Origin of the sequence: Novosphingobium sp. Gsoil 351 (genome assembly GCF_009707465.1) — a bacterium.
In the GTDB taxonomy this organism is placed as follows: Bacteria; Pseudomonadota; Alphaproteobacteria; order Sphingomonadales; family Sphingomonadaceae; genus Novosphingobium.
Window position 1 is genome coordinate 2572193 of record NZ_CP046120.1, and the last position, 23631, is coordinate 2595823.

Genomic DNA, 23631 nt, shown 5'->3' on the forward strand with positions numbered 1-23631 from the left:
CCGAACCCCGCTCATCCCGAGCGAAGTCGAGGGATGCCGCGCGACTTTCGACTGTTGCGCGGCGTGTCTCGGCTTCGCTCGACACGAGCGGGGTGGGGTAGGGAGCGGGAATGAGCCCCACCCGCCGCGGTTTGCTCATGGGGGCGCTCGCTGGGGGCGGCCTCATCGCGGCTTACACGCTTCTGCCTCGCCGCTACGCGCTGCCGCTCGAACCCGCGCCGGGCGAGACCGCATACAACGCCTGGATCAAGATTGCCCGCGACGGGGTGATTTCGGTCGCGGTGCCGCAGTGCGAGATGGGGCAGGGCGTCACCACGCTGCTCCCCCAGATCGTCGCGGTCGAACTGGGCGCGGACTGGCGCCAGATCGCGGTCGAGCCCGCCGCGATCAGCCCGGCCTATGCCAACCCGGTCATCGCGGCGCGCTGGGCGGGGGTGCGCAGCGGATGGTTTTCAAGCCTGGGCGACGATCCCGACGGCACGCTGGCGCGGCGCTTCGCCGAGGGTCACGCGGTGATGATCACCGCCGACGGCACCGCGCTCGCCGCCTACGAGGCTCCGGCGCGCGAGGCGGCGGCGGCGGTGCGTAATGTCCTGGCGATGGCCGCCGCCGAGCGCTGGGACGTCGGCTGGGAGGAGTGCGAGGCCAAGGACGGGTTCATCGTCCACGGCAAGCGACGCCTGCGCTTCGCCGATCTCGCGGTCGAGGCCGCGGAGTATGATCCGCCCGATCCGCCGGTGCTGCGCGCCGAGCCGGCCCGCGAGCGCCCCGGCGCGGCGGCGGGGTCGACCCCGGAATCTCAAAGGCTTGATGCGCCGTCCAAGATTGACGGCAGCTTTGCCTTCGCCGGCGACGTCCGCCTGCCGAATATGGTCTATGCCGCGATCGCCCACGGCCCGATCGGCGACAGCACCTTGCAGGGCTTCGACGAGCAGGCGACGCGCGGGATCACCGGCCTGACGGGCGTGGTCAAAACGAAGCGCTGGCTCGCCGCGGTCGCCAGCGACTGGTGGGCCGCCGACCGCGCGCTTACCGCGATGCGCCCGCGCTGGCACGTCGAGGCGGGGGCGGCGGACAGCGGGCGCATCGCCGCCGCGCTCGATGCCGCGCTGCGCCGCGGAGAGGCCGAGCGGCTGGTCGAAAAGGGCGACCCCGACACCGTGATTGGCCGCCCCGCAACCTTGGTTTCCCGCTACGAGGCGGCTCCTGCGCTGCATGCCACGCTGGAAACCTCGACCGCCACCGCGCGGTTCGCAGACGGCAAGCTCGAGCTGTGGCTCGCCAGCCAGGCCCCGGAACAGGCGCGGCAGGCGGTGGCGAAAGCCATGGGTTTGGCGGCCCGAGAGGTGGTGCTCTATCCCATGCCAGCGGGCGGATCGTTCGACCGGCGGCTCGAGCACGAGGTCGCCGTCGAGGCCGCGAGCATCGCCCGCAGCGTCGGCCGCCCTGTCCAGCTCATCTATTCGCGCCAGCAGGAAACCCTGCGCGGTTGGCCCAGAGCGCCGGTCGCCGCGGTGCTGGCCGCGAAGCTGGTTCCCGGAGGCGAGATCGCCGCCTGGCGTACCCGGATCGCGGTCCCCGCGACCAATCGCGAATTCGCCGCCCGCCTGTTCGACCGCGCCACGCCCTTGGAGGCGCTCGCGGCCAGCGCCGGGGCGAGCGATGCGCTCGCCACCGAGGGCGCGATCCCGGCATATGCCATCCCTCACCTCGCGGTCGATCGCGTGGCGGTCGATCTGGCGCTGCCGACGTCGCGCCTGCGGGGCAATGCCCACGGCTACACCGCGTTCTTCACCGAAAGCTTCATTGATGAGCTCGCCCACAAAGCCCGGCGCGAGCCGCTGTCGTACCGGATCGAGCTGCTCGCCACCGACGTCCGCCTCGCCGCCTGCCTGACCGCGGTGGCGCGGCTGGGGCAGTGGGGCGGGGGGATCGAGCAGAGCGGGCAGGGCCTCGCTTGCCACCGGATGGACGACATCGCCGCGCCAGGGACCGGGGGCGGGCGGATCGCGGTGATCGCCACCGCGCGGCGCGACGAGCGCGGGGTGCGCGTCGACAAGCTTGCCGCGGTCGCCGACATCGGGCGGATCGTGAACCTCGACCTCGCCCGCCAGCAGATTGAGGGCGGATTGATCTTTGGCCTGGGGCTGGCGATGGGCGCGGCAGGCGGCTACGAAGCGGGCGTGCCCATGACCGCGCGGTTGGCGGCGCTGGGTCTGCCCTATCTGGGCGACACCCCGGAGATCGTCGTGGACTTTATCGACAGCGAAGCGCCCCCGTTCGATCCGGGCGAGCTGGGCACCGTAGCGATCGCCCCGGCGGTCGCCAACGCGCTGTTCTCCGCCACCGGGGTGCGCTTTCGGCGGCTCCCGCTGCTGAGCGAGGACGTGTGATGGCTCGACCAGCTGACCACCCGCCCGTCCCCAAGCCCCGCATCGGGGTGTTGCTGATCAATCTTGGCACCCCGGATTCTCCCGACGCGCCCGCAGTGAAGCGCTATCTCAAGCAGTTCCTCTCGGACCGCAGGGTGGTCGAGATACCGGCATTGCTGTGGCAGCCGATCCTGCGCGGGCTGGTGCTAACCACCCGGCCCAAGAAATCGGCCCACGCCTATTCGCAAGTGTGGAGCGAGGGAGGCTCACCGCTCGCGGCGATCACCGCGGCACAGGCCAAGGCGCTGCAGGAGCGGTTGGGCGATGCGGTGTTGGTCCGTCACGCGATGCGCTATGGCCGTCCGGCGCTGGGCGACGAATTCGACGCGCTCAAGTCAGCCGGGTGCGAGCGCATTCTCGTCGCGCCACTCTATCCGCAATATTCGGGGGCGACCACCGGAAGTGCGCTCGATGCGCTGGCTGACGCGTTGAAGGCGATGCGTTGGACCCCGGCGGTGCGCACCCTCCCGCCCTATCACGACGATGCGGCCTATATCGACGCGCTGCACAGCGATCTTGCCGCGCAGATCGCGGGGCTGGGGTTCGCTCCGCAAGTGCTGCTGCTCAGTTTCCACGGCATGCCCGAACGGACGCTGACGCTTGGCGATCCGTATCACTGCCACTGTCAGAAGACCGCCCGCATGCTGCGCGAACGGTTTGCCGCGAGCCACGCGGGACTGCGGGTCGAGACCAGTTTCCAGTCGCGCTTCGGACGAGCGAAGTGGCTCGAACCAGCGACCGATACGATGCTGATGACAGAGGCCGAACAGGGCACCAGGTCGCTGGTCGTCGCGGCGCCCGGCTTTTCCGCCGATTGTCTGGAAACGCTGGAGGAACTGGCGATCCGCGGTCGCGAGCAATTTACCGAAGCCGGTGGGCAGGACTTCGCCGCGCTCGCCTGCCTCAACACCGGCACGCCCAGTATGACGATGCTCGAGGCATTGGTGCGGCGCGAACTTGGCGGGTGGATTTAGCGCGGCGCTTTGCTTACACGGCGGTAAGTAATCACCACGAGGTTCCTATGGCGACGCTGGCCCAATCCGCTCCCCGCTTCACCCACTGGAGCCAGAAGCTTCCCGCCGATGCGCTCGCGCATATCCCCGGCGAGACCGGCATCCCGGTGTTCGGGACCACGCTCGCGCTCGTCTCCGATCCGATCGGCTACGGCAAGCGAATGCATGCGACATACGGCAACGTCTTCCGCTCGCGCCCGTTCGGGGTCAACCAGGTCACGCTGATCGGGCCCGACGCCAACGAGCTGCTGCTGTTCGACCGCGACAAGCTGTTTTCGAGCGAGCAGGGTTGGGGTCCGGCGCTCGATCAGTTGTTTCCGCGCGGGCTGATGCTGATCGATTTCGAGGCGCACCGGGTCGATCGCCGGGCGCTGTCGATCGCGTTCAAGCCCGAGCCAATGCGGCACTATTCCGACGCGCTGAATCGCGGGATCGCCAACGGCGTCAGCGGGTGGGGCGGCAAGCCGATGCTGTTCTACCCGGCGATCAAGCAGCTCACGCTCGATCTGGCGGCGGACAGCTTTCTGGGTATTCCGTGGGGGCCGGAATCCGCCAGGGTCAACCAGGCGTTCGTCGATCTGGTCAACGCCTCGATCGGAATCGTGCGCAAGCCCTGGCCGGGCACCGCGATGGGGCGCGGGGTGGCGGGGCGCAAGTTCCTCGTCGAATTGTTTACCGCCGAGACGCTTAAGCGTCGCGAGACCGGTGGCGGGCAGGACATGTTCAGCCAGTTCGCCAACGCCACCCGCGAGGACGGCAGCCTGCTCGACGTGAGCCAGGTGGTCGATCACATGATCTTCCTCATGCTCGCCGCGCACGACACGATCACCAGCGCGGCCAGCTCGCTGCTCTACTACCTGCTCAAAAACCCCGATTGGCAGGACAAGCTGCGCGCCGAGGCCATGGCGGTGACGAACGGCACCGGCAACGTCGCCTACGACGACATGACGCGCATGGAACTGACCGAAATGGCGTTCAAGGAAGCGTTGCGTCTGATCCCGCCGGTGCCGGGCCTACCCCGCCGCGCACTGCGTGAGTTCACCTTCAACGGCTATCGTATCCCGGCGGGGACGCAGGTCGGAATTAGCCCGCAGATAACCCACAAGATGCCCGAACACTGGCCCGACCCGCTGCGCTTCGACCCGCTGCGCTTTACCCCGGAGGAGGTGGCCAAGCGCCACAAGTACGCGTGGGTGCCGTTCGGGGGCGGGGCTCACATGTGCGTAGGGCTGCACTTCGCCTATATGCAGATCAAGATTCTGCTGGCGCAGGTGCTGACGCGCTACGAACTGGTGCTGGAAGAGGGTTACGATCCGCCGTGGGCACCGTGGCCGATTCCCAAGCCGAAGGACGGCCTGCGAATGATGTTTCGGCCGCTGGCGGATTGAGCGACACTGCCCTCTCCCCGAGGGGGGAGAGGGCATTAAATCTCAGTACGTTGCCGGGGGATCGCTCGCGGGAAAGCTCTCATCGAGCGCCTGGTCGCGCTTGCTCCAGGTCTTTGGGTCGCTGCGCATTCCTTCCGGTCCGGCGTGGCGCACCTTGGCGAAGTTCTCGCCATCGGTTTCGCCGGGCGCGAAACCGGCGTGCTGCAGCTTGCCGGGGTTGCCCGAAACCGCGCGCCACAAGCCGTAGCCGATGGCGCCGAGCGTGGCCAATCTCAGAAGTCCCATTGTTGCTCTCCTTGAACTCGTTCGAGGGGAGAACGCCCACGGGTGAGAGTCGGTTGCGCCGGCAAGGCAATTTATTTCCTGCGATCACTCGCCCAGCAGGTATTTCCACCGGAACGCCAGCTCCGCCAGGAACGCGTGGTCCCCGCACTCCCCTCTTGGAATGGCCGTGGCCTTCGTTGGCCGCCACGATGTGCCAAACCTCGCGGCCGTTGCTTTTGATCGCGGTGAGCGCGGCGCTGGCGAGCAGCGCAGCCGCGATAATCTTGCGGAACATGATAAGAAGGTCTTTCGCCGGAACCTGATAGGCGAACGCCAGTCAGCGGGTGGACCTCCAGCAAACCGGGTCAGTTCGGTCGCGCGCCGGGATAGACTGGAGGCCCGCGCGGCGGGGGTGGATACTGCCTGGTTCGCGGGTCAGGCGCATAGGGGCGCCCGCGGTCCGGCGCATATTGCCGTGCGCGCGGATCGCCATCGGTGGAGCGCGCGCGCGGATCGACTGGGGGCGCATTGCGGCCCGTCGCCTCGTTGAGGAATTCGTCGCCCGCGGCTTGCGGATTCTGAACATCGGGCAGCACTCCGCCGGGCGCTGGCGGTTGATCGCTGCCGTCGCGCGGGCCGACCGGCTCACCGGGTATCTGCTGCGTCGTGCCCGGATCGATCAGGTTGCCCTGCTCGTCGACGTATTGGTAATCGTTGGGCTGGCCGTAATACGCCTCGTCGTCGGGTTCGAGCTGCCATTCGGGCAGCTTGAGTTCGGTGTCGAACTGTTCGACCGGGCGGCGCGCGACGGCGTAGCGCATATAGGCGGCAAAAGCGCGCGCCGGGGCGGTCCCGCCCTGCAGGCCGGGAACCGCGCGGGCATCGTCGCGGCCCATCCACACCCCGGTGGTGATCCCGCTCGAGAAGCCCAGGAACCAGCCGTCCTTGTTCGAGCTGGTGGTCCCGGTCTTGCCTGCCACCGGGCGGCCAATCTGCGCGGCCTTGCCGGTGCCGATATTGACCGCGGTCTGGAGCAGGTCGGTGATACCTGCCGCGACGTAGCCGGGAACGAGGCTCTGTCCGCCGCTCGCCTGATGGCGATAGAGCGAATCTCCGTCGAGCGTGGTGACCTTTTTGATTCCATAGGGTTCGATCGCGGCGCCCTTGGCCGATACCGCGGCGAATGCGCGGACCATGTCGATCACCCGCACGTCCGAGGTACCCAGCACCATCGAGGGCAGGGTGTTGATCGGGGTGGTGATTCCGAAGCGGCGGGCCATCGCCGCCACCGTGCTGAAGCCCACCTCGTTGCCGAGCTGTGCCGCGACGGTGTTCTTGGAATAGGCGAACGCGGTGCGCACGTCGATTTCGCCCGCATATGTTCCGCCCGAATTGCGCGGCGTCCAGCCGTCGATCGTCACCTTCTCGTCGACCACCCGGTCGTTGGGTGTGTAGCCCGCTTCCAGCGCGGCGAGGTAGACGAACAATTTCCATGCCGAGCCAGGCTGACGCACCGCCTGGGTCGCGCGATTGTAGTTGGAATGGACGTAGTCCGTGCCGCCGACCATCGCCAGCACCGCCCCGTCGCGGTCGAGGCTGACCAGCGCGCCCTGCGCGGCGCCCGGAACGTTGGCGGCGATCGCCGCGGTCGCCGCGCGCTGCATCCCCAGATCGAGCGTGGTCCAGACCTCGATCGGTTCGGTGTTGTCGGGCAGCAGGATGTCGAGCTGGGGCAATGCCCAGTCGGTGAAATAGCGCACCGAATCCTGGCGCTCCTCGGGCGCGAGCTTGACCGCGGAGACCTCAGCACTGGCCGCTTCGCCCGGACTGATCTTGCCGTTGGCCTGCATCGCGCGAAGCACGACGTTGGCGCGCTTGACCGCGGCGGCGGCATCGGCGGTGGGCGAATAGCGCGACGGAGCCTTGACCAGCCCGGCGATGATCGCCGCTTCCTCCAGGCTCAGCTGTGTCGCGGGGTGGCTGAAGAACTTGCGGCTGGCCGAATCAATGCCATAGGCGCCGCCGCCGAAATAGACCTTGTTGAGATAGAGCTCGAGGATCTGGTCCTTGGAGAACTTGGCCTCCAGCGCCATCGCCAGCACGGCCTCGCGGACCTTGCGGGTGAGCGAGCGCGAGTTGTTGAGGAAGATGTTGCGCGCCAGCTGCTGGGTGATCGTCGAGGTTGCGCGCGCGCCTTCCTGATCGCGCACGCTGACAAACACCGCGCGGGCGAGGCCCAACGGATCGACCCCGATGTGCGAGCGGAAGCGGCGATCCTCGATCGAGATCATCGCATCCTTCATCACTTGGGGGATCTGCGAGTTGGGGATCCAGTGGCCATAGCTCGGCCCCAGGGTGACGATCTCGGTCCCGTCGGCGGCGCGCACGACGATAGTCTGGCCGACCTGGCTGCTCTTGAGCGCCGCATAACCGGGCAGCGAGCGCGCGGTGACCGCCACCGCCACGCCCAGAAAAAGCATTCCGACCAGCGCCAGCGCCCCGACCCACAGCCCCGCGCGGCGCAGCCACAGCCGCCAGCCCTGGGGGGCGGCGCGCGGGACCTTGCGCGGCGGCGGCGGGGGCGGTGCGGAACTGCGGCGCGACCCGCGGCGCATCGGTTGCTTACCGGCCATGATCGCGCTTGTTTCTCCCGCCGGCGAGGGGTTCGTGCCGCCGGGCGCCGCCATGCATAGGCGTTTTGCAACGCAGGGTTAATAGCTTGCTGTCGTCGCCTCAGCCTTACGGCTTTTCCTCGAAATCTAGCGCCGCGCTGTTGATGCAATAGCGCAAGCCCCCGGCATCGCGCGGACCGTCGGGGAAGACGTGTCCGAGGTGGCCCTCGCACTTGGCGCAGCGCACTTCGGTGCGGACCATCCCGTGCGAGGCGTCGCGGACTTCCTCGACCGCTTCGTCCGCGACCGGCGCGGTGTAGCTGGGCCAGCCCGACCCCGAGTTGTACTTGGTATCCGACGAGAACAGCGGCTCGCCGCAGCCGGCGCAGCGGTACAGCCCGGGTGCCTTGTTCTGGTCGTAGGCCCCGGCAAAAGCCCGCTCGGTGCCGGCCTGGCGCAGGACGGCGTACTGCTCGGGGCTGAGCCTTTCGCGCCATTCGGCGTCGGTGAGGTGGATCTTCTCGGTCATGGAGCTCTCCTTGGCCGCGGATATGGGATCAGGGAACGGCATCGACAATGAGCGTCGAGCCAGTGCTTCCGGTCACCGTCAGCTTCGTGCCGGGTATCGCGTCAGGCCCCTGCGCCAGCCATTCGGTGTCGCCACAACGCACGCGCCCGCTGCCGCCTTCGATCGCGTGGGTCACCACCACCTTGCGCCCCACCAGCTGCTGGCCGCGCTGGTTGAGCAACGGGTCGGCGCTCTCGACCGGATGGCCCCGCAGCCAGCGGCGGCCGGCGAGGACGTTGACCACCGCCAGACCTGCGAACAAGACCACCTCGAGCGGCAGCGGCAGGGGCAAGAGGAAGCCCAGCAGGCCCACGATCATCGCCGCGGCGGCGAACCAGATCAGGAACACGCCGGGCACGACCATCTCGGCGATGGCCAGGACCAGGCCGAGCACCAGCCAGGTCCATTGCGGATCGAACGAGTCGAACATCGCCTATTCCGAAGGCGGCAGACTGGGCGGAACGCTCGCGCGGCTCTCGGGCCGCAGCTGGCGAGGCGGTTGCGGCTGGGGCCGGGCGGGGGGTGCGGTGCCGCCGCCCAAGGCGTCCTTGACCAGTTCGCCCACCCCGCCGAGCGTGCCGATCAACTGGGTCGCCTCGATCGGGAACAGGATCGTCTTGGCGTTGGGCGAGCGCGCGAATTCGGCCACCGCCTCGGTGTATTTCTGCGCGACGAAATAGTTGAGCGCCTGCGTGCCCGAAGTGGCGATCGCGTCGGACACCACCTGGGTCGCGCGGGCCTCGGCCTCGGCGGCGCGTTCGCGCGCTTCGGCATCGCGGAACGCGGCTTCCCTGCGGCCCTCGGACTCCAGGATCTGCGCCTGCTTCTCGCCCTCGGCCTTGAGCACCGCGGCGCTCTTGCTGCCTTCGGCCTCGAGGATCTGCGCGCGCTTCTCGCGCTCGGCCTTCATCTGGCGGGCCATCGCGTTGGAGATGTCTGCGGGCGGACGGATGTCCTTGATCTCGATCCGGGTGATCTTCACGCCCCACGGTTCGGTCGCCGAATCCACCACCAGCAGCAGCCGGGAATTGATTTCGTCGCGCTTCGATAGCGTCTCATCGAGGTCCAGGCTGCCCATCACCGTGCGCAAGTTGGTCGTCGTGAGCTGCATGATCGCCTGATAGACGCTGGAGACCTCATAGGCCGCCTTGCCCGCGTCGAGCACTTGGAAGAACACCACCGCATCGACCCCGACCATCGCGTTGTCGCGGGTGATGATTTCCTGGCCCGGGATGTCGAGGACCTGCTCCATCACGTTGATCTTCTGGCCGACCCGGTCGACGAACGGGATGATCAGGTGGAGCCCCGGCTGCGCGGCGAGGGTGAACTTGCCGAGCCGCTCGATGGTATAGACGTGGCCCTGGCGGACCACGCGCACTCCCATCATCAGGAACACGAACACCAGCACCAAGAAGGCAACTACGAAGGCTTCCACGTCGAACTCCCTTGATCGAGGAGGGCGAGTCTAGCTGCTGGAGCGCACGGGAAAAGCGGAATCGGTCGCAGTTGGTTCGATCCTCCCCTGCAAGGGGAGGTGGCAGCCCTCTTGGGCTGACGGAGGGGTGACAACGACGGTGTGGACACCCCTCCGCCTCCGCTTCGCTGTGGCACCTCCCCTTGCAGGGGAGGACCTCAGTAGTGCGATTTCTCGTCCGGCTTGGCGAACTCGTAACAGGTCTGGAGATCGTACTTCTCCACCCCTGGCCCCGTGCCCAGCGCTTCCTTGAGCATCCGGTCATGCTCTTGCGCCACGCTTCTGTCGATCGCGTCGCCGCTCAGCCCCTTGGCCGCCAGGGCCTTGCGCTGGCGCGATTCGACGACCGCGGAAAGGATCTTCAGATCGCGCGCCTCGGGCCCGGCCATGCCTTCGCGGGCATGGACTTCCTCGTAGGCGAGGGTGAGGATCGCGGCGCATTGGCCCAGCGTCGGCTTGGCCAGCGGGGGCACTTCGGCGTCCAGCCGCGGCAGACAGGGTGCGATCGTGCGCGTCAGGGTGCCCTGCGGATCGCCCACCGCGGCCGCCAGCTTCTGCAGGCGTTCCACTTCGCTTTCGAGCAGCACCTTGACCGTCTCGCGGGTGATGCCGGTCTTGTCGATCGTCCTGGCGCCGAAACGGACGAAGTATTCGCGCCCGCGGACCTTGAGCGGGGGAAACCGCAGCGCGGCTTCCTCGCCGCGCGCCTGGTCAGAGGCGACGATCGCAAACACCGCCGAACACGTCAGCTGGGCCTTCTGCTCGGCGTCGAGCTCGGGAAGCGGCGGCGGGGCTGGAGCGGGTCCGGCGGCTTGCGCGGCGAGCGGGGTGGCGACGAGCGCGAACAGCGCGGCGACAGCGGGAAAGCGGATCATCGCGCCCGTATAGGGACCGCCGCGCGTCCGGTCATGAACAAAAGAGGGCCGCAAGCGAGGCTTTGGCTCGCTGCGGCCCGGGGAGGAGGCGCGCCCGGGGGGCAGGGGGTCGTGACCGGGCGCGCTGGGAGGGGTGTTAGCGGCGAGCGACAGCCGAGGTCTTTTCGCCGTTGCACTTGGCCAGGCCCTCGGCATCCAGGGCCTCGCCCTTGCTGGCGAAGCTGGCGACTTCGCCGAACTTGCGGGCGACGCGGGCGCAGACGACCTCGGCGCGCGAGGTGCCCTGGCTGCCGCGGCAAGTGGCGCCGTCGCACTTCCAGGCGACATCACTGACGACGGCCGTCTTGGCGCCGTCGAGCGGCGTGGCGAGCTGGACTTCGTAGAAGCTGCCGCCCGCGGCGAAGGCCGGGCTGGCGGTGGCGCCAAAGCTCAGCGCGGTGCCGACGAACGCGGCGGCGACGAAAGCGAGCTGGCTCAGCGAGGAGCGCGAGGAAAAAGTAGTGGTCATGGTCGTTTCCCTTCCGAGGAGCTGTCGGAAACCCGGGGAGGAGTTTTCCGTTGCGAATCGATACCTATCGCATTAGGTTGCAGGTTGCAACTAGAAACCTATTATTTTTTTGGCGGTGATTAAATTTTGAGATTTGCGCGTTTCTGGGGTATCTCAGGCGCGAGAGAGGAACACCGATGGGTAAATTGCGCGAACCGCTCAACGATCTGGCGGCCTGCGGCCTGCCTTCGGCGCTCGACGTCATGGGTGAGCGCTGGTCGTTCATGATCTTGCGCGCGGCGTTCAACCACGTCCGTCACTTCGAGGAATTCCTCGAGGAACTGGGCATTGCCCGCAACATTCTCTCCAACCGCCTCTCGCGGCTGGTCGATCACGGCATCCTCAAGCGCGAGCATTGCGCCGACGACCGCCGCCGCATCGAATATCGCCTGACCGACAAGGGCCGCGACCTGCTTCCCGCCATGCTCGCGTTGCGCCAGTGGGGCGAAAAGTACGGTTGCACCGTGCCCAACATCCCGGTGCTGTGCGACGAACGCGACGGGCGGCCGATCGCGCCCATCGCGATCCATGCCGCCGACGGGCGCGTGCTCGCCCCCAGCGAACTGACCTGGCGCGAGCGCAGCGAAGTCGACGCGATGGAACGGCGCCAGTCGATCGCCGCCGCCTGAAGCACTTCCGCGGCCGCTGGGACCGGCGCCTGGCGAAGAACACGCCCCATGTAGAGTGGCTTGTCGAAATCGCGGACCAACAGCGGTCAGACCGATCGCGACCCCTTTTGCGGACATCTCGACGTCCTGCCCTGCTGCCTCGTCGCTCGAAGATTGCTTGGTCGATACCGGCAAGGGTTCGCCGACCTTGCCCCCTCGATGCCGTAACCTGCCGATTTTCGTATCCCAATATCCCCGGGTCGCGCACAGCAGGGTAACAGCGACCGAGGGGCGAAAGACATGTTCAGAAATGCATCGTTGTTTGCCGCGCTTGGTCTGCTGCTTTTACCGGACGCGGTTGCGCAACCCGCTTCGACGCACACTGGCGGGGTTTTCCCCATGCATCCGATGGTGGAGGGCGTCTGGGTCGAAAAGCTGGTCGGCGATCCAGAAGTACCCGACGCGGAATTTGTCATCCGCATCCATCACGACCCGGGCTACTTCGTCCTGCCGCACACCCATCCGCGTACTGAGAACATCACGGTATTGAGTGGCGCATGGGCGCTCGGCATGGGCGCGCGGTTGGACCGGTCAAAGCTCGTCCCCATGCCTCAAGGCGCGCTCGGCGTAGTCGCGCCAAAGATGGCCCATTTCGGCTATGCCAAGCTGGAAACCATCCTCCAGGTCCACGGCATCGGACCGTTCCTCAACCTGCCGGTCGACCCGGTGTTCGAGCTGAGCGCACACGGCATCCTCGCCAAGCCCTCGTTGCTCAAGCCCGGCGTACCGACCACGGCCAAGCCGGACTGCTTCAAGCTCAGGGTAGGGGAGCGGATTCACGGACGAATGGGTGCTGGCACGGTCGCCGGCGCCTTGTGTTCGCCAAGCAACCTGTTCACCGAATACTGGATCACGAAAGTCGACGGGAAGCGGTACTGGGCAACGCTTGACGAGTTGCGCCCCGCATCATGACGGCAGGAGAGCCTACCGGAACGATCGCACCATCAAAGTCCGTTTCCACCTCGTTCCTGACATTGCCGAGCAGCTGGCCGACCGCGGAGCTAGCGGTTGCGCGATTGCATCGGCGCCGACGGTCATGCGATAGAGATTGCACATCGCAACCCGAATGATGCGGAGAGAGGGCCATGGCCACGCAACTGAAGCGCAACCTGGACTGCAGCGAGGAAGAGTGGGCGATCCGCCAGGAGCTCGCCGCCTGCTATCGGATCTTCGACCTGCTCGGCTGGTCCGAATCGATCTACAACCACATCTCGGCGCGGGTGCCGGGTGAGGACAACGCCTTCCTGATCAACCCTTATGGGCTGCTCTATTCGGAAGTCTGCGCGAGCAACCTGGTCAAGATCGACATCGACGGCAACAACCTCGACGGCAGCCCCTATCCGGTCAACAAGGCGGGGTTCACCCAGCACGCCTATTTCCACCGCCACCTCGATTGGGCGCACGCGATCTGCCACACCCACACCACCGCGACGATGGCGGTGTCCAGCCTCGAATGCGGGCTCCAGCCGGTCAACTTCTACGCCTGCAACTTCGCCGGAAAGATCGGCTACCACGATTTCGAGGGCGTGACGGTGCGCGCCGAAGAAGGCGAACGGCTGCTCACCAACCTCGACAACAAGCGCATCCTATTCCTACGCAACCACGGCCCGGTCATCCTCGGCAAGTCCTTGCCCGAGATGTTCCTCACCCACTGGGGGTTCCAGCGCGCCTGCGAAATTCAGCTTGCGACGATGGCCGCGGGCAAACCGATCGTCGTGTCGCAGGACGTGATCGACGTGCATCAGCGCGACCTTAGCCAGGCCTCGCCTCCCGGCGGGCCGGGCGCGGCCGACTTCGCCGCCTGGACCCGGCGGATCGACCGGGTGGATCGCAGCTGGCGCGATTGATCTGACCGACACCTGAGGCTTGTCCAGCTTCACCCTCAACGATCGCCCGGTCGCGTTCCGGATGGATCCGCAGACTCCGCTGCTGTGGGGCCTGCGCAACGCCGCCAACCTGACCGGCACCAAGTTCGGCTGCGGCGCGGGCGATTGCGGGGCGTGCATGGTGATCGTCGATGGCGAGGCGATCCGCAGTTGCCTGGTCAGCCTGGCCGAAGTCGAGGGCCGCAGCGTCACCACGATCGAGGCGCTGAGCCGCGATCGCAGCCATCCGGTGCAACAGGCGTTCGTCGCCGAGGGCGCGATCCAGTGCGGCTATTGCACCCCGGGGATGGTGATGGCGGCCGCCGCGCTGCTCGCCCGCAACGCCGATCCCTCGGCGCAGGACATCGTCGCCGCGCTGCCCAACTTGTGCCGCTGCGGGGTCTATCCGCGCCTCGTCCGCGCGGTCCAGCGCGCCGGGCGCATCATGCGCGGCGAGGAACGGATCGCTGCCGCGCCGGCGCCGGGGATCAGGCCCGAGGATGCCGCGCGCCAGGTTCCGGCGATGGAGGCGAAACTCCCCTAGCCGAACGTCGGCACCGCCGCCGCCAGCGCCCACGCCAGCGAGCCGCCGGCCAGCGCCCCCGCCAGCAGCCGCGGCCCGTGCAGCCGCGACCACAGGAGGAACCCGGTCAACGCCATCACGATCAACGCGCCCGCGATGGTGTCGATCAGCAGCACCCACGCGATCGGCAGGCCGACGCCCTTGTGCAGGTTCTTGAGCACGCCCAGCGCATTGACCTCCTCGCGCCTGGCGGTGACGTGGTTCGATCCGGGGACATATTCGACCGTCACCCGCGCGCCGGGCATCGCGAAAGTCTGGCTGAACGGCGCGGCGGTCTTAACCTCGCGGCCCATGAACCTGCCGCCCTCACGACGCTTTTCGCCCGGCTTTCCGCGCGCCGGCTGGGCATCGACCGGCAAGCGTAGCTCCGCCTTGGCCCAGCGGCCCAGCGCCCTGGCGTCGGGGATTGCCCCGGGCGCGACGGGCAACTCGACCGCCGCCAGTTCGACCGGTTCGCCGGTGTCGATCTTGGCCTGCTGGCGGTGGTTGAGGAGCACGCCCGACAGGCCCAGTCCCAGGAAGAACAGCGCCCCCCACAAGCCCGACCAGGCGTGGATGCGCTTGAGCCACTTGAGCAGGTCGGCCGATTGAAGCCCGCGCGGAATGAACGGATGGTAGGCGACCTTCACGCGTCGGCCCATCGCCTCAAGAGGTTGTGGTACACGCCGGTCAGCTCGATCACCGGACGCGCGTCGTGGCCTTGCGCGGCGGCGACGCTGCGGGCGGCGTTGTCGAGATCGAACAGGATCCGCCGCGCGCCGTCGTCGCGGACCATCGACTGGACCCAGAAGAAGCAGGCGATCCGTTCTCCGCGCGTCACCGGTTCGACCCGGTGGAGGCTGGAGGCGGGGTATAGCAGCATGTGCCCGGCGGGCAGCTTGACCGCCTGCGCTCCGGCGCGGTCCTCGACCGTCAGTTCGCCGCCGTCGTAGCTGCCGGGATCGGCGAGGAACAAGGTGGCGGACAAGTCGCTGCGCACGCGCAGGCCGTCGGGACCCAAGCGGATCGCGTTGTCGACATGAGTCCCGAAGGCCTCTCCGGCGGCGTAGCGGTTGAACAGCGGGGGGAAGATCTTCGCGGGCAACGCGGCGGCGATGAAGGTCGGGCAGGCCTGCAAGGCCGCGATGACCACTGTCCCGGCCTCGCGCGCCGCCGCGCTGCCTTCGGCAAGCTGGCGGTTGCGCTTGGCGAGCGCCGACTGGTGGCCAGAGGTGGCGTTGCCGTCGATCCACTCGCCACCGTCGATCGTGGCACGCACCGCGGCGAGCTGTTCCGCGTTCAGCACATCGGGAATGGCGATCATCATCGAGCGCTACTCAAAAGCTGTAGAACAGGCTGAGCGTCGCCTGACGCGCGTCGCCCGGCGTGGCCCAGCCGCCGGTGATCACCCCCGAGGTGGCGTTCACGTTGTTGCGGATCGAGGTGTAGTAATCCTCGTCGAACAGGTTTTGGACATTGAATTGCGCCGCAAGGCGCGGGGTCACCGGGTACGACACCAGCAGGCGTTGGGTGACGTAATCGTCCGACTTGAACTGGCGGCGCTGGAGCAAGGTGCGCTGGTGGAGCGCGAAGCTGCCCTGGTAGGTCAACCCGTACCCGACCTCGAGCCCGAACGGGAAACGATACGAGGTGAACAGGCTGCCCGAATGCTCGGGCGTCTGGAGCAGCCGGTCGCCGGCCTGGGGATCGCGGATCGCGGCGCTGTTGAGGCACGCGGCGCTCGGCGCGGCGAGGCAGGCGTCGGACACGCTCTGCTTCACCCGCCCGTCGAGGTACGTGTAGTTGGCGAAGACCAGCCAGCGCGGGGTGACATAGCCCGAAGCCCCCAGCGCGATCCCGTCGACCCGGCTGCGCCCGTCGAGCACCTGCAGCCCGGCGGGTTGCGCGGGATCGTTCGACGGCACCCGGTAGTTCGTCCGCTCGTTGCGGAACGCGGCGGCGGTGAGCAGGACTTTGCCCACCTCGGCCTTGGCGCCGATCTCGTAGCTGCGCGCCTTTTCGGGGGCGACGTTGCAGAAATTCACGAACGTCGCGCCCGATCCACTGGTGCAGCCCAGCCGGACCGTGGCCGAGGACGGCGTGGAGGAGTTGGCGACTGCGGCGTAGAGGCTGACCTTGCCCACAGGCTTGTAGATCGCCCCCGCGCGCCACGAGAACAACGTTTCCCGGCTCGACTGGACCGCGAGTTCGGCCGCGGTCGGCACCGCGGTTCCGGCGGGATAGAACGCCAGCGGCACCGGGCGGAAGCGCGCGCGGTTGCTTTCATAGCGGACGCCCCCGTTGAGCTCGAAATGCGGTCCGAATTCGAGGTTGTCGAACGCGTAGATCGCCAGATTGGTGGTCGATGCCTTCGACCGGGCGGTGACCGTGTAGTTGATCGGCCCGGTGTAGGTCGTGTCCGGGTTCGGAATCGGCGTCTGCGGCAGGATCAGCGCGCGGCCTTGCGCATCGCGGATCAGTTCGGCGGTGGTGATCGCATAATCCTCCACCGTCGCCGCGCCGCCGATCACCAGGGTGTTGTGCGTCCCGCCCTTGGCGCCGCTTTCGATCCGCAGGTCGGTCTGGTTGTAGAGGAGCTGGTTGACCTGATCGCGCACTCGCCCGCGCGGGCCGTTGGGCTGGAAAAACCCGGGGGGCACGGCGATGCCGAACGCGTTGGGGCTGGTCAGCGGGTTGGCGGCGCCGCGAAACACCCCGGCGGCGTTGACCACGTTTTGGATCGAGGCGGTACACGCCGCGCCCACGGTCTGGCCCGGTGCGGCGGTGATCGGCTGGCGGCCGCTCCCGGTCAGGCAGAAGGTGCCCTGCGGCGCACTGGTCACGCTGTATTGCCCGACCCGCTGCCAGCGGGTGAGGTTGCGGAGCGAGACGCCGCCCGAAAATTCGTGGCGCAAGGTCGCGCTCAGGCGGTCGACGGTGGTTTCCTGCTCGTCGAGATTGACGATCCCGAAATAGTCGCTGTCGTCCGCTTCGCTGAGCGGACCGTCGTTGATCTCGTTCTTGAAATAGGGAACGCCGTAGATCGGCGTGTTGTCGTCGCGCTGGTGGAAGTAGTCCAGCGTCAGGCTGGTCGGACCCGCGATGCCCAGGGTAATCGCCGGGGCCACCCCCCACCGCTTGAAGCGCTCGACGTCGCGTCCGGGAACGTCGTTGCGGTGAACCATCGCGTTGAGGCGGACCGCGACCGGCTCCGAGACGCGCAGGTTGGTATCGACCGTGGCGCGGTAATAATCATCGGTTCCCGCCGCCGCCGAAACGATTGTCAGGTCGTCTGCTTGCGGGGCCTTGCTGACCAGGTTGATCGTCCCGCCGACCGATCCCGAGCCGTTGTAGACCGAGTTCGCGCCGTTGTAGATCTCGATCTGCTGGAGATAGAACGGGTCGGTGCGGCTGTACTGCGCGCTGTCGCGCACCCCGTCGACGGTGATGTCGTTGTTGGCCGAATATCCGCGCAAGTTGATCGAATCGCCGTACCCGCCGCCGCCCTCGCCGGCGCCGAAGGTGATCCCCGGGATTGTCGCCAGCGCATCGCGCAACGTCAGCAGGTTCTGCTTGCGCAGCGTCTGGTCGCTGATCACGGTGACGGTCTGCGGGGTATCGAGCAGCGGCGCGATTACTTTGGGCGATTGCGCTTCCTCGCCCGCCTGGCGCGCGCCGCTGACCACGATCTGGTCGGCCGCCGCAACTTCGCTTGTGTCCGCTTCGGCCACCGCAGCCTGGGCTGAAGGCGACGCGAAAGCGACGCAACTCAGCGCCAGAAATGCGGGCAGTCTCTCGGACACGAACGAATTCCCCTTCGAGGGGCGTGCTATTGAGAGTCGTTCGCAACGTCAACACTAATGCGAGGCATTCGCAAAAAGAAGGCGCGCCGTTGACGCCGTCCGTCTGCTTGCGCAAGACAGGCTTATGAAAGCGACGATCTGGCACAATCCCGCCTGCGGCACGTCACGCAAGACGCTGGCGATCCTCGAAGAATCTCCGGGCGTGGAGGTGGCGGTAATCGAATACCTCAAGACCCCGCCGACCGCGGCGAAGCTCGCCCAGCTTTATCGCGATGCCGGAATTACGCCGCAGCAGGGTCTGCGCTTGCGCGGGACCGATGCGGCGGAACGAGGTTTGCCCGACGCAAGCGACGCAGAAGTACTCGCCGCGATGGTGGCGGAGCCAGTCCTGATCGAGCGGCCCGTGGTGGAGACGGAAAAAGGCGTCCGGCTATGCCGCCCGCAGGATGTGGTGCGCGAGATTCTGTAGAAACGTCAGAACAGCGGCATTTGTCCCGCCAGAATCAGCGCCAGCGCGCATCCGGACACGATGGCAACGCGCGCCAGCTCGATCGGCACGGAGCGCGGAAGCGAAGCGGCGAAGGCAAGGGCACGAGCCATGACTCGACTTTGCGCCCCGGCCCCTAACGAATCGTAAATTTCAGCCGGTCGTCTCCAACCATTCGACCAGCGCCGCCAGGCACTCGCGCCCAAGCAGGCGGCTGCGTTCCGGGCTCCATCCTTGCGCGGCATCCGGCAGCGCGGCGTAGTCCTTGAACGGCATCTCCAGCGTCATCGACACGCAGCCGTGGCTCGGGCCGAAGCGGTTGGCGAGCTGGTTGGTGCTCATCGTCAGGTTGGCCTTGCGCGGCGCGGCGATGGGGTAGCCCAGCTTGGTCTGGAAATCGGGCCAGCGCCGGTCGAGGATCGCTTTGTAGCGTTCATAGCCCTGCCCTTGCGCCTCGGTCCAGTTGGGCACCCCCTCGAACCCCGCGAGAAACACCGCGGCGATCGCTTCGTCGCCGTGGATGTCCATCGCGAAGTGGACGCCGCTCTCGTCCATTGCGTTGCGGATAGCGAGCACCTCGGGGCTGCGCTCGGCGCTGGGCTCATGCCATTCGCGGTTGAGGTTGACCCCAATGGCGTTGGTGCGCAGGTGGCCGCGCACCGATCCGTCGGGATTGGCGTTGGGGACGATGTGAAAGCGACACTGTTGCAGCAGTAATCGTGCGACTGGGTCAGTGGAATCGGTCAGGCACTGGAGCGCGCCCTCCATCCACCATTCGGCCATCGATTCGCCCGGATGCTGGCGCGCGTAGAGCCAAACCTGCTTGTCGCCTTCACCCAACTCGAGGCAGTCGATCGGCTGGCCGTCCAGGCTGCGGCCCAGCTGGCGATGCATGACGCCCTCGGCCAGCGCGGCCTGGCTGACCAGGTCGTGGTGGCGATCCATCGAATAGGGCGCGAAATAGGCGAACCAGGCGATGCTGGCGGCGGGGGTGTAATGAATGGTCAGGGTACCGCCATCGGCGTCCTTGTCCCACGCGGTATCGGCGCGGCCCCAGAACTCACGGTCTTCCGAGACGCAGGCGCGATAGTCGGTCCACCCGCCGGGATAAGCGCTGGCTGCCAGCCCGGTAATCTTCAGTTCGACCCGGCGTCCGGCCGCACCCGAAACGCGGAAGTGGAACCACTGGAAGAAGTCCGAATCCCGGTCCTTGCGGATCGCCAGACGGGCCGAAGTCCCGTCGATGGAAAGGACTTCGATGTTGCCGCTGTCGAACGCGGCGTCGATCTGGATGGGTGCAATTTTTGAGGTCATTTGACCTCGATAGTCTCCCCCGACTTTCCGGGAAAGCCCACGAACAGCGCATGGGCGAGCCGCGCGGCGGTTTCGGGCTTATCGGCCTCGCGCCGCGGGCTGCGCAAGGCGGAGCGGCCTTCCCACAACGGCGCGCCGCTGGCCTTGTCACGGATCGTCACCGACAGCTCGCTCATGACGTCACCGCCGCGCTGTCCGCCACCGAGCGGGAAGCCGACGCCAAGGCCGACCCCGACCGAGGTGCCCCCGCCACGGTGCCATCCGCCGCCCGAACCGCCGCCGATGCCGATGCTGACCGACGACCCGCCGCCCCGACGCTCGCTGCCGGGCACCGCGTCGCGGGTCAGACGGACTTCGGCGATGCGCCCGACGCTGGGCTGGGCCGCGGACGGTGCCAAACCTTGCGCCGCAAGCTCGCGCGCCACCGCGTCGAGCCAGGCGCGGGTCTCGAGACTGCGCGCGTCGGTTCCGGGAGCGGGAGCAACTTCGACCCAGCCGGGCCCGAGCTGAGCCAGCGTGGCCGGGGTGTGAAAGCGGGTCACCTCGACCGGGGCGGACGCCATCGCGGGATAAGCCGACGCGAGCAGCGCGGCGGTGGCGAACAGGAAACGCATGGTCGAAAGCCCCTTGAAGTTCGGCCAAATCCTTAGCCGCAAAGGATTTAGCAGGGCTGAATGCGAGCGTTAACCATCGCGCACAGATTGCGTGCTACGCGCTCGCCATGAGCGAGTCATGGTTTGAATTTCCAAAGGTAAGTATGTCAAAGCTATCTGTACTCGTGACCGGCGGCGCCGGTTATATCGGCAGCCACGCGGTGCTCGCCTTGCTGGACGCAGGCTGGCCGGTGACCGTGATCGACGACCTCTCGACCGGATTCCGCTGGGCGGTGCCCGAAGGCGTTGCGTTCTATCAGGGTGATATCGCCGATGAGGCGCTGCTGTCGCGGATCTTCGCCGAGCAGGGCACCCGCGCCGTGATGCACTTCGCCGGCTCGATCATCGTCCCCGAATCGGTCTCCGATCCACTCAAATACTACCTCAACAACACCGTGAACAGCCGCGCGCTGATCGCCGCCTGCGTCGCTGCCGGGGTGCCGCACTTGATCTTCAGTTCGACCGCGGCGGTCTATGGCGCGCCGGAGGCGGCGCGGTTGGGCGAGACCACGCCCACAGTGCCGATCAACCCTTACGGCCGCTCCAAGCTGATGACCGAAGGCATGCTTGCGGATACCGCCGCGGCGCATGCGTTCAACTATTGCGCCTTGCGCTATTTCAACGTCGCCGGCGCAGATCCGCAGGCGCGCGCCGGGCAATCGACCGCGGGGGCGACGCATCTGCTCAAGATCGCGGTCGAGGCGGCGCTGGGCAAGCGCGACTATGTCGGGGTCTACGGCACCGACTACGACACGCCGGACGGCACCGGGGTGCGCGACTACATCCACGTCGCCGACCTCGCCGCGGCGCACGTTCTTGCGCTCGAGGCGCTGATCGCCGACCCGGCGCGCAGCCTCACGCTCAACTGTGGCTACGGGCGCGGGTTCTCGGTGCTCGAAGTGCTCGACGCGGTCGATCGGGTGACCAACCGCAAGCTCGACCGCCGGATGGAGGCGCGCCGGCCGGGCGATTCGGACGCACTGGTTTCGGACAACGCCAGAATTCTCGCGACGCTTCCGTGGCAGCCGCGCTACGCCGATCTCGACACGATCGTGGGCCACGCGCTTGCCTGGGAACGCAAGCTGACCGAAATCCGCGGTGGCGCCGAAGCCCCGCGCACGGTTGACTTCGCCACGACCCGCCGATAACGGCGCGCGTTCAAATTCGAGCCTGCGGGCTGCCACGGAACCTGTCATGAAGATTCGCAACAGCCTCAAGTCGCTGAAGGACCGCCACCGCGACAACCGCGTGATTCGCCGCCGCGGCCGCACTTACGTGATCAACAAGACCAACCGCCGCTTCAAGGCGCGCCAGGGTTGATCGCGTCCGGCCGCGAGGCTGGAAAAGTCCAGACAGTTGTCTTCGACGTTGGCCGGGTCCTCTACCAGTGGGACCTGCGGTTTCTATTCGCCAAGCTGATACCCGATCCCGCGCGGCTCGAATGGTTCGTGACCACCGTGGTCACGCCTGAGTGGCATTTCCAGCATGATGCCGGTCGTCCGATCGCGGAGATGGTCGCCGAACGTTCGGCGGAGTTTCCGGCCGAAGCCGCGCTGATCGAAGCCTACGCCTGTCGCTTCAACGAAAGCATACCCGGGCCGGTGCCGGGCAGCCTCGAGCTGGTCGAGGCGTTGCTGACGCGCGCTGTCCCCTTGCACGGCATCACCAATTTCGGCGCCGATACCTGGGCCGGCTTCCGCCCCACAGCTCCGGTGTTCGACGCCTTTCGCGACGTGATCGTCTCGGGCGTGGAGAAGCTCGCCAAGCCCGACCCGGCGATCTACGCGCTGGCCGAGCGGCGCTTCGGCTATGCCCCGGAAGCGATGCTGTTCATCGATGATTCGCTGCCCAACGTGGAGGCGGCGCGGGCGCGGGGGTGGCGCGCGCACCATTTCGTCGATGCGGGGGGCTTGAGGCGGAGCTGAAGCTCCGCAACCTTCTCTAGCCTTCGCCGGGGCGACGGGTTTGGGTCGAGCGGGCCTAGCGCCGCCCCAGCGCCGCCTCGCTCTGGGCCATCAGCGATGCGACAATCTCCGCCACCGGCTCTTCCTGGGTCACCATCCCCACGCTCTGCCCGGCCATCAAGCTGCCGTGCTCGACATCGCCGTCGATGACCGCACGGCGCAGCGCGCCGGCCCAGTAGTGCTCGATCTGGAGCTGCGCCTCGCCCATCGCGATGCCGTCCTCGTCGAGCGCCTTGGCCACTTCGAGCTGCTTGGCGGTGAACAGTTCGGTACCCGAATTCTTGAGCGCGCGGACCGGGATTACCGGGAGCCGCGGATCGACCTGGACGCTGGCGACCGCATCGCGCGCGCTGGCGCGGAAGAACGCCTTCTTGAACGCGGGGTGGGCGATGCTTTCGGTCGCGCAGGCAAACCGCGTGCCGAGTTGAACTCCGCAGGCGTTCATCTCGAGATAACCGGCAACCGCTTCGCCCCGACCGATCCCGCCCGCGACGAACACCAGGTGTTCCTCGGCCAGTGCCGGAAGAATTTCCTGCGCGAGCACGCTGGTCGAAACCGGGCCGATATGGCCTCCCGCCTCCATCCCCTCGATCACCAGCGCGTCGGCGCCCGAGCGCAGCAGCTTCTTGCCCAGCGCCAATGTCGGCGCGAAACAGAGGACCTTGGCCCCCGCCTCCTTGATCGCCTCGACACTGCCTTTGGGTGGAATGCCGCCCGCGAGCACGACGTGACCGACCTTGTGGCGCACGCAGACCTCGATCAGATCGAACAACTGCGGGTGCATCGTGATCAGGTTGACCCCGAACGGGCGTTTGGTCAGCGCCGCGGTCGCCGCGATTTCGGCGTCGAGCAGGTCCGGGGTCATTGCTCCGCAGGCGATCACCCCAAAGCCGCCCGCCTCGCTTATCGCGGAGACGAGATGGCGCTCGGACACCCAGCTCATCGCGCCGCAAAGGATCGCGTATTCGCTGCCGAGGAAATCGCGCCCGCGCTGCATCAGGTGGGCGGTGAGGGGATAGCTGGTCATGGCGCGGGCGCTTAGGCGGCGGCGGCGCCAACGGCAAGCCGGGCGGAATTCTCGCCGGGCCGTTTAATCGATTTTTCCGCGCAGGGTAAGCAAGCTTAATCGCTTCACTCACTTG

General features: G+C 67.3%; 25 protein-coding genes. 11 read left to right on the top strand and 14 right to left on the bottom strand.

Translation table 11 applies throughout. The features are described from left to right. The first annotated feature begins 110 nt into the window (after nucleotides 1–110). Genes GKE62_RS12480 through GKE62_RS12490 form a run of 3 tightly spaced genes read left to right on the top strand, consistent with a single transcriptional unit; the run spans nucleotide 111 to nucleotide 4833 of the window. Nucleotides 111–2393 (top strand): xanthine dehydrogenase family protein molybdopterin-binding subunit, encoded by a 2283-nt coding sequence (locus GKE62_RS12480; protein WP_154692516.1) that lies wholly within the window; start codon nucleotides 111–113, stop codon nucleotides 2391–2393. Next, nucleotides 2393–3406, top strand: coding sequence for a ferrochelatase (gene hemH / locus GKE62_RS12485; protein ID WP_154692517.1), 1014 nt, complete (start codon nucleotides 2393–2395; stop codon nucleotides 3404–3406). Before GKE62_RS12480 ends, hemH begins: the two co-directional genes overlap by 1 nt. A 47-nt stretch (nucleotides 3407–3453) precedes the next feature. Further along, complete coding sequence (locus tag GKE62_RS12490) at nucleotides 3454–4833, top strand: cytochrome P450 (protein WP_154692518.1); 1380 nt, start codon at nucleotides 3454–3456, stop codon at nucleotides 4831–4833. 42 nt (nucleotides 4834–4875) lie between these two features. Here GKE62_RS12490 and GKE62_RS12495 read toward each other — a convergent pair whose 3' ends face one another. From GKE62_RS12495 to GKE62_RS12525, 7 genes are all read right to left on the bottom strand, one after another. Beyond that, complete coding sequence (locus GKE62_RS12495; protein ID WP_154692519.1) at nucleotides 4876–5118, bottom strand: hypothetical protein; 243 nt, start codon at nucleotides 5116–5118, stop codon at nucleotides 4876–4878. Between the two features lie 344 nt (nucleotides 5119–5462). Continuing rightward, nucleotides 5463–7730: a transglycosylase domain-containing protein gene (locus tag GKE62_RS12500; RefSeq protein WP_370516098.1), complete on the bottom strand. Its 2268-nt coding sequence runs from the start codon at nucleotides 7728–7730 to the stop codon at nucleotides 5463–5465. A 106-nt stretch (nucleotides 7731–7836) separates the two neighbouring features. Beyond that, nucleotides 7837–8238: a peptide-methionine (R)-S-oxide reductase MsrB gene (gene msrB, locus GKE62_RS12505; RefSeq protein ID WP_154692520.1), complete on the bottom strand. Its 402-nt coding sequence runs from the start codon at nucleotides 8236–8238 to the stop codon at nucleotides 7837–7839. A gap of 28 nt (nucleotides 8239–8266) precedes the next feature. Then, entirely contained in the window at nucleotides 8267–8707 is a 441-nt protein-coding gene (locus tag GKE62_RS12510; RefSeq protein ID WP_154692521.1) for an NfeD family protein, read from the bottom strand. Between the two features lie 3 nt (nucleotides 8708–8710). Further along, nucleotides 8711–9661, bottom strand: a complete 951-nt coding sequence (locus tag GKE62_RS12515; protein ID WP_154693713.1) for an SPFH domain-containing protein — start codon at nucleotides 9659–9661, stop codon at nucleotides 8711–8713. Between the two features lie 248 nt (nucleotides 9662–9909). After that, nucleotides 9910–10626 carry a hypothetical protein gene (locus GKE62_RS12520; RefSeq protein WP_154692522.1) on the bottom strand — a complete coding sequence of 239 codons (717 nt, stop codon included), beginning with the start codon at nucleotides 10624–10626 and terminating at the stop codon, nucleotides 9910–9912. 136 nt (nucleotides 10627–10762) lie between these two features. Continuing rightward, complete coding sequence (locus GKE62_RS12525) at nucleotides 10763–11134, bottom strand: hypothetical protein (RefSeq protein WP_154692523.1); 372 nt, start codon at nucleotides 11132–11134, stop codon at nucleotides 10763–10765. 176 nt (nucleotides 11135–11310) lie between these two features. Here GKE62_RS12525 and GKE62_RS12530 point away from each other — a divergent pair, with 176 nt between their 5' ends. The 4 genes from GKE62_RS12530 to GKE62_RS12545 all read left to right on the top strand — a co-directional run bounded on the left by GKE62_RS12530 (nucleotide 11311) and on the right by GKE62_RS12545 (nucleotide 14250). Next, entirely contained in the window at nucleotides 11311–11802 is a 492-nt protein-coding gene (locus GKE62_RS12530; RefSeq protein WP_195908374.1) for a helix-turn-helix domain-containing protein, read from the top strand. A 297-nt stretch (nucleotides 11803–12099) separates the two neighbouring features. Beyond that, entirely contained in the window at nucleotides 12100–12753 is a 654-nt protein-coding gene (locus tag GKE62_RS12535; protein ID WP_195908375.1) for a cupin domain-containing protein, read from the top strand. Nucleotides 12754–12926: 173 nt separating this feature from the next. After that, nucleotides 12927–13688: a class II aldolase/adducin family protein gene (locus GKE62_RS12540; RefSeq protein ID WP_154692525.1), complete on the top strand. Its 762-nt coding sequence runs from the start codon at nucleotides 12927–12929 to the stop codon at nucleotides 13686–13688. A gap of 19 nt (nucleotides 13689–13707) precedes the next feature. After that, nucleotides 13708–14250 (top strand): (2Fe-2S)-binding protein, encoded by a 543-nt coding sequence (locus tag GKE62_RS12545; protein WP_154692526.1) that lies wholly within the window; start codon nucleotides 13708–13710, stop codon nucleotides 14248–14250. Here the strand turns inward: GKE62_RS12545 and GKE62_RS12550 are convergent. The 3 genes from GKE62_RS12550 to GKE62_RS12560 are packed head-to-tail and all read right to left on the bottom strand — an operon-like array spanning nucleotide 14247 to nucleotide 18071. Continuing rightward, on the bottom strand, nucleotides 14247–14918 hold the full coding sequence (locus GKE62_RS12550; RefSeq protein WP_195908376.1) for a PepSY-associated TM helix domain-containing protein: 672 nt from the start codon (nucleotides 14916–14918) through the stop codon (nucleotides 14247–14249). The genes GKE62_RS12545 and GKE62_RS12550 overlap by 4 nt on opposite strands. Next, nucleotides 14915–15595, bottom strand: coding sequence for a Fe2+-dependent dioxygenase (locus GKE62_RS12555; RefSeq protein ID WP_154692528.1), 681 nt, complete (start codon nucleotides 15593–15595; stop codon nucleotides 14915–14917). Before GKE62_RS12555 ends, GKE62_RS12550 begins: the two co-directional genes overlap by 4 nt. A gap of 10 nt (nucleotides 15596–15605) precedes the next feature. Then, nucleotides 15606–18071, bottom strand: a complete 2466-nt coding sequence (locus tag GKE62_RS12560) for a TonB-dependent siderophore receptor (protein WP_230206679.1) — start codon at nucleotides 18069–18071, stop codon at nucleotides 15606–15608. A gap of 124 nt (nucleotides 18072–18195) precedes the next feature. Here GKE62_RS12560 and arsC point away from each other — a divergent pair, with 124 nt between their 5' ends. Beyond that, on the top strand, nucleotides 18196–18540 hold the full coding sequence (gene arsC / locus GKE62_RS12565) for an arsenate reductase (glutaredoxin) (protein WP_154692529.1): 345 nt from the start codon (nucleotides 18196–18198) through the stop codon (nucleotides 18538–18540). A 5-nt stretch (nucleotides 18541–18545) separates the two neighbouring features. Here the strand turns inward: arsC and GKE62_RS19445 are convergent, their stop codons facing one another. From GKE62_RS19445 to GKE62_RS12575, 3 genes are read right to left on the bottom strand one after another with little or no spacing between them, the layout of a single operon-like run. Then, nucleotides 18546–18671, bottom strand: coding sequence for a hypothetical protein (locus GKE62_RS19445; protein ID WP_255453322.1), 126 nt, complete (start codon nucleotides 18669–18671; stop codon nucleotides 18546–18548). Between the two features lie 40 nt (nucleotides 18672–18711). After that, on the bottom strand, nucleotides 18712–19872 hold the full coding sequence (locus tag GKE62_RS12570; protein WP_154692530.1) for a M14-type cytosolic carboxypeptidase: 1161 nt from the start codon (nucleotides 19870–19872) through the stop codon (nucleotides 18712–18714). Further along, a complete protein-coding gene (locus GKE62_RS12575; protein ID WP_154692531.1) occupies nucleotides 19869–20486 on the bottom strand; it encodes a DUF4136 domain-containing protein in 618 nt (205 codons plus the stop codon). The genes GKE62_RS12570 and GKE62_RS12575 overlap by 4 nt, the downstream gene beginning before the upstream one ends. Before the next feature lie 143 nt (nucleotides 20487–20629). On the opposite strand from GKE62_RS12575, the gene galE reads away from it, so the two are divergent. From galE to GKE62_RS12590, 3 genes are read left to right on the top strand one after another with little or no spacing between them, the layout of a single operon-like run. Further along, nucleotides 20630–21673 carry a UDP-glucose 4-epimerase GalE gene (galE, locus tag GKE62_RS12580; RefSeq protein WP_154692532.1) on the top strand — a complete coding sequence of 348 codons (1044 nt, stop codon included), beginning with the start codon at nucleotides 20630–20632 and terminating at the stop codon, nucleotides 21671–21673. A gap of 46 nt (nucleotides 21674–21719) precedes the next feature. Then, entirely contained in the window at nucleotides 21720–21845 is a 126-nt protein-coding gene (ykgO, locus tag GKE62_RS12585) for a type B 50S ribosomal protein L36 (RefSeq protein WP_003046794.1), read from the top strand. Then, the gene (locus GKE62_RS12590; RefSeq protein ID WP_230206680.1) at nucleotides 21842–22450 is read left to right on the top strand and encodes an HAD family hydrolase; all 609 of its coding nucleotides are present in this window, start codon (nucleotides 21842–21844) and stop codon (nucleotides 22448–22450) included. Before ykgO ends, GKE62_RS12590 begins: the two co-directional genes overlap by 4 nt. A 55-nt stretch (nucleotides 22451–22505) precedes the next feature. Here the strand turns inward: GKE62_RS12590 and GKE62_RS12595 are convergent, their stop codons facing one another. Next, nucleotides 22506–23516 (bottom strand): nitronate monooxygenase family protein, encoded by a 1011-nt coding sequence (locus GKE62_RS12595; protein ID WP_154692533.1) that lies wholly within the window; start codon nucleotides 23514–23516, stop codon nucleotides 22506–22508. Nucleotides 23517–23631: the final 115 nt, after the last annotated feature.

What these genes read in the sequence shown, in the direction of transcription:
- GKE62_RS12480 (WP_154692516.1), top strand. Translation starts at nt 111, where the DNA reads ATGAGCCCCACCCGCCGCGGTTTGCTCATGGGGGCGCTCGCTGGGGGC.
- hemH (WP_154692517.1), top strand. Translation starts at nt 2,393, where the DNA reads ATGGCTCGACCAGCTGACCACCCGCCCGTCCCCAAGCCCCGCATCGGG.
- GKE62_RS12490 (WP_154692518.1), top strand. Translation starts at nt 3,454, where the DNA reads ATGGCGACGCTGGCCCAATCCGCTCCCCGCTTCACCCACTGGAGCCAG.
- GKE62_RS12495 (WP_154692519.1), bottom strand. Translation starts at nt 5,118, where the DNA reads ATGGGACTTCTGAGATTGGCCACGCTCGGCGCCATCGGCTACGGCTTG.
- GKE62_RS12500 (WP_370516098.1), bottom strand. Translation starts at nt 7,730, where the DNA reads ATGGCCGGTAAGCAACCGATGCGCCGCGGGTCGCGCCGCAGTTCCGCA.
- msrB (WP_154692520.1), bottom strand. Translation starts at nt 8,238, where the DNA reads ATGACCGAGAAGATCCACCTCACCGACGCCGAATGGCGCGAAAGGCTC.
- GKE62_RS12510 (WP_154692521.1), bottom strand. Translation starts at nt 8,707, where the DNA reads ATGTTCGACTCGTTCGATCCGCAATGGACCTGGCTGGTGCTCGGCCTG.
- GKE62_RS12515 (WP_154693713.1), bottom strand. Translation starts at nt 9,661, where the DNA reads ATGGGAGTGCGCGTGGTCCGCCAGGGCCACGTCTATACCATCGAGCGG.
- GKE62_RS12520 (WP_154692522.1), bottom strand. Translation starts at nt 10,626, where the DNA reads ATGATCCGCTTTCCCGCTGTCGCCGCGCTGTTCGCGCTCGTCGCCACC.
- GKE62_RS12525 (WP_154692523.1), bottom strand. Translation starts at nt 11,134, where the DNA reads ATGACCACTACTTTTTCCTCGCGCTCCTCGCTGAGCCAGCTCGCTTTC.
- GKE62_RS12530 (WP_195908374.1), top strand. Translation starts at nt 11,311, where the DNA reads ATGGGTAAATTGCGCGAACCGCTCAACGATCTGGCGGCCTGCGGCCTG.
- GKE62_RS12540 (WP_154692525.1), top strand. Translation starts at nt 12,927, where the DNA reads ATGGCCACGCAACTGAAGCGCAACCTGGACTGCAGCGAGGAAGAGTGG.
- GKE62_RS12555 (WP_154692528.1), bottom strand. Translation starts at nt 15,595, where the DNA reads ATGATGATCGCCATTCCCGATGTGCTGAACGCGGAACAGCTCGCCGCG.
- arsC (WP_154692529.1), top strand. Translation starts at nt 18,196, where the DNA reads ATGAAAGCGACGATCTGGCACAATCCCGCCTGCGGCACGTCACGCAAG.
- GKE62_RS19445 (WP_255453322.1), bottom strand. Translation starts at nt 18,671, where the DNA reads ATGGCTCGTGCCCTTGCCTTCGCCGCTTCGCTTCCGCGCTCCGTGCCG.
- GKE62_RS12570 (WP_154692530.1), bottom strand. Translation starts at nt 19,872, where the DNA reads ATGACCTCAAAAATTGCACCCATCCAGATCGACGCCGCGTTCGACAGC.
- GKE62_RS12575 (WP_154692531.1), bottom strand. Translation starts at nt 20,486, where the DNA reads ATGCGTTTCCTGTTCGCCACCGCCGCGCTGCTCGCGTCGGCTTATCCC.
- galE (WP_154692532.1), top strand. Translation starts at nt 20,630, where the DNA reads ATGTCAAAGCTATCTGTACTCGTGACCGGCGGCGCCGGTTATATCGGC.
- ykgO (WP_003046794.1), top strand. Translation starts at nt 21,720, where the DNA reads ATGAAGATTCGCAACAGCCTCAAGTCGCTGAAGGACCGCCACCGCGAC.
- GKE62_RS12595 (WP_154692533.1), bottom strand. Translation starts at nt 23,516, where the DNA reads ATGACCAGCTATCCCCTCACCGCCCACCTGATGCAGCGCGGGCGCGAT.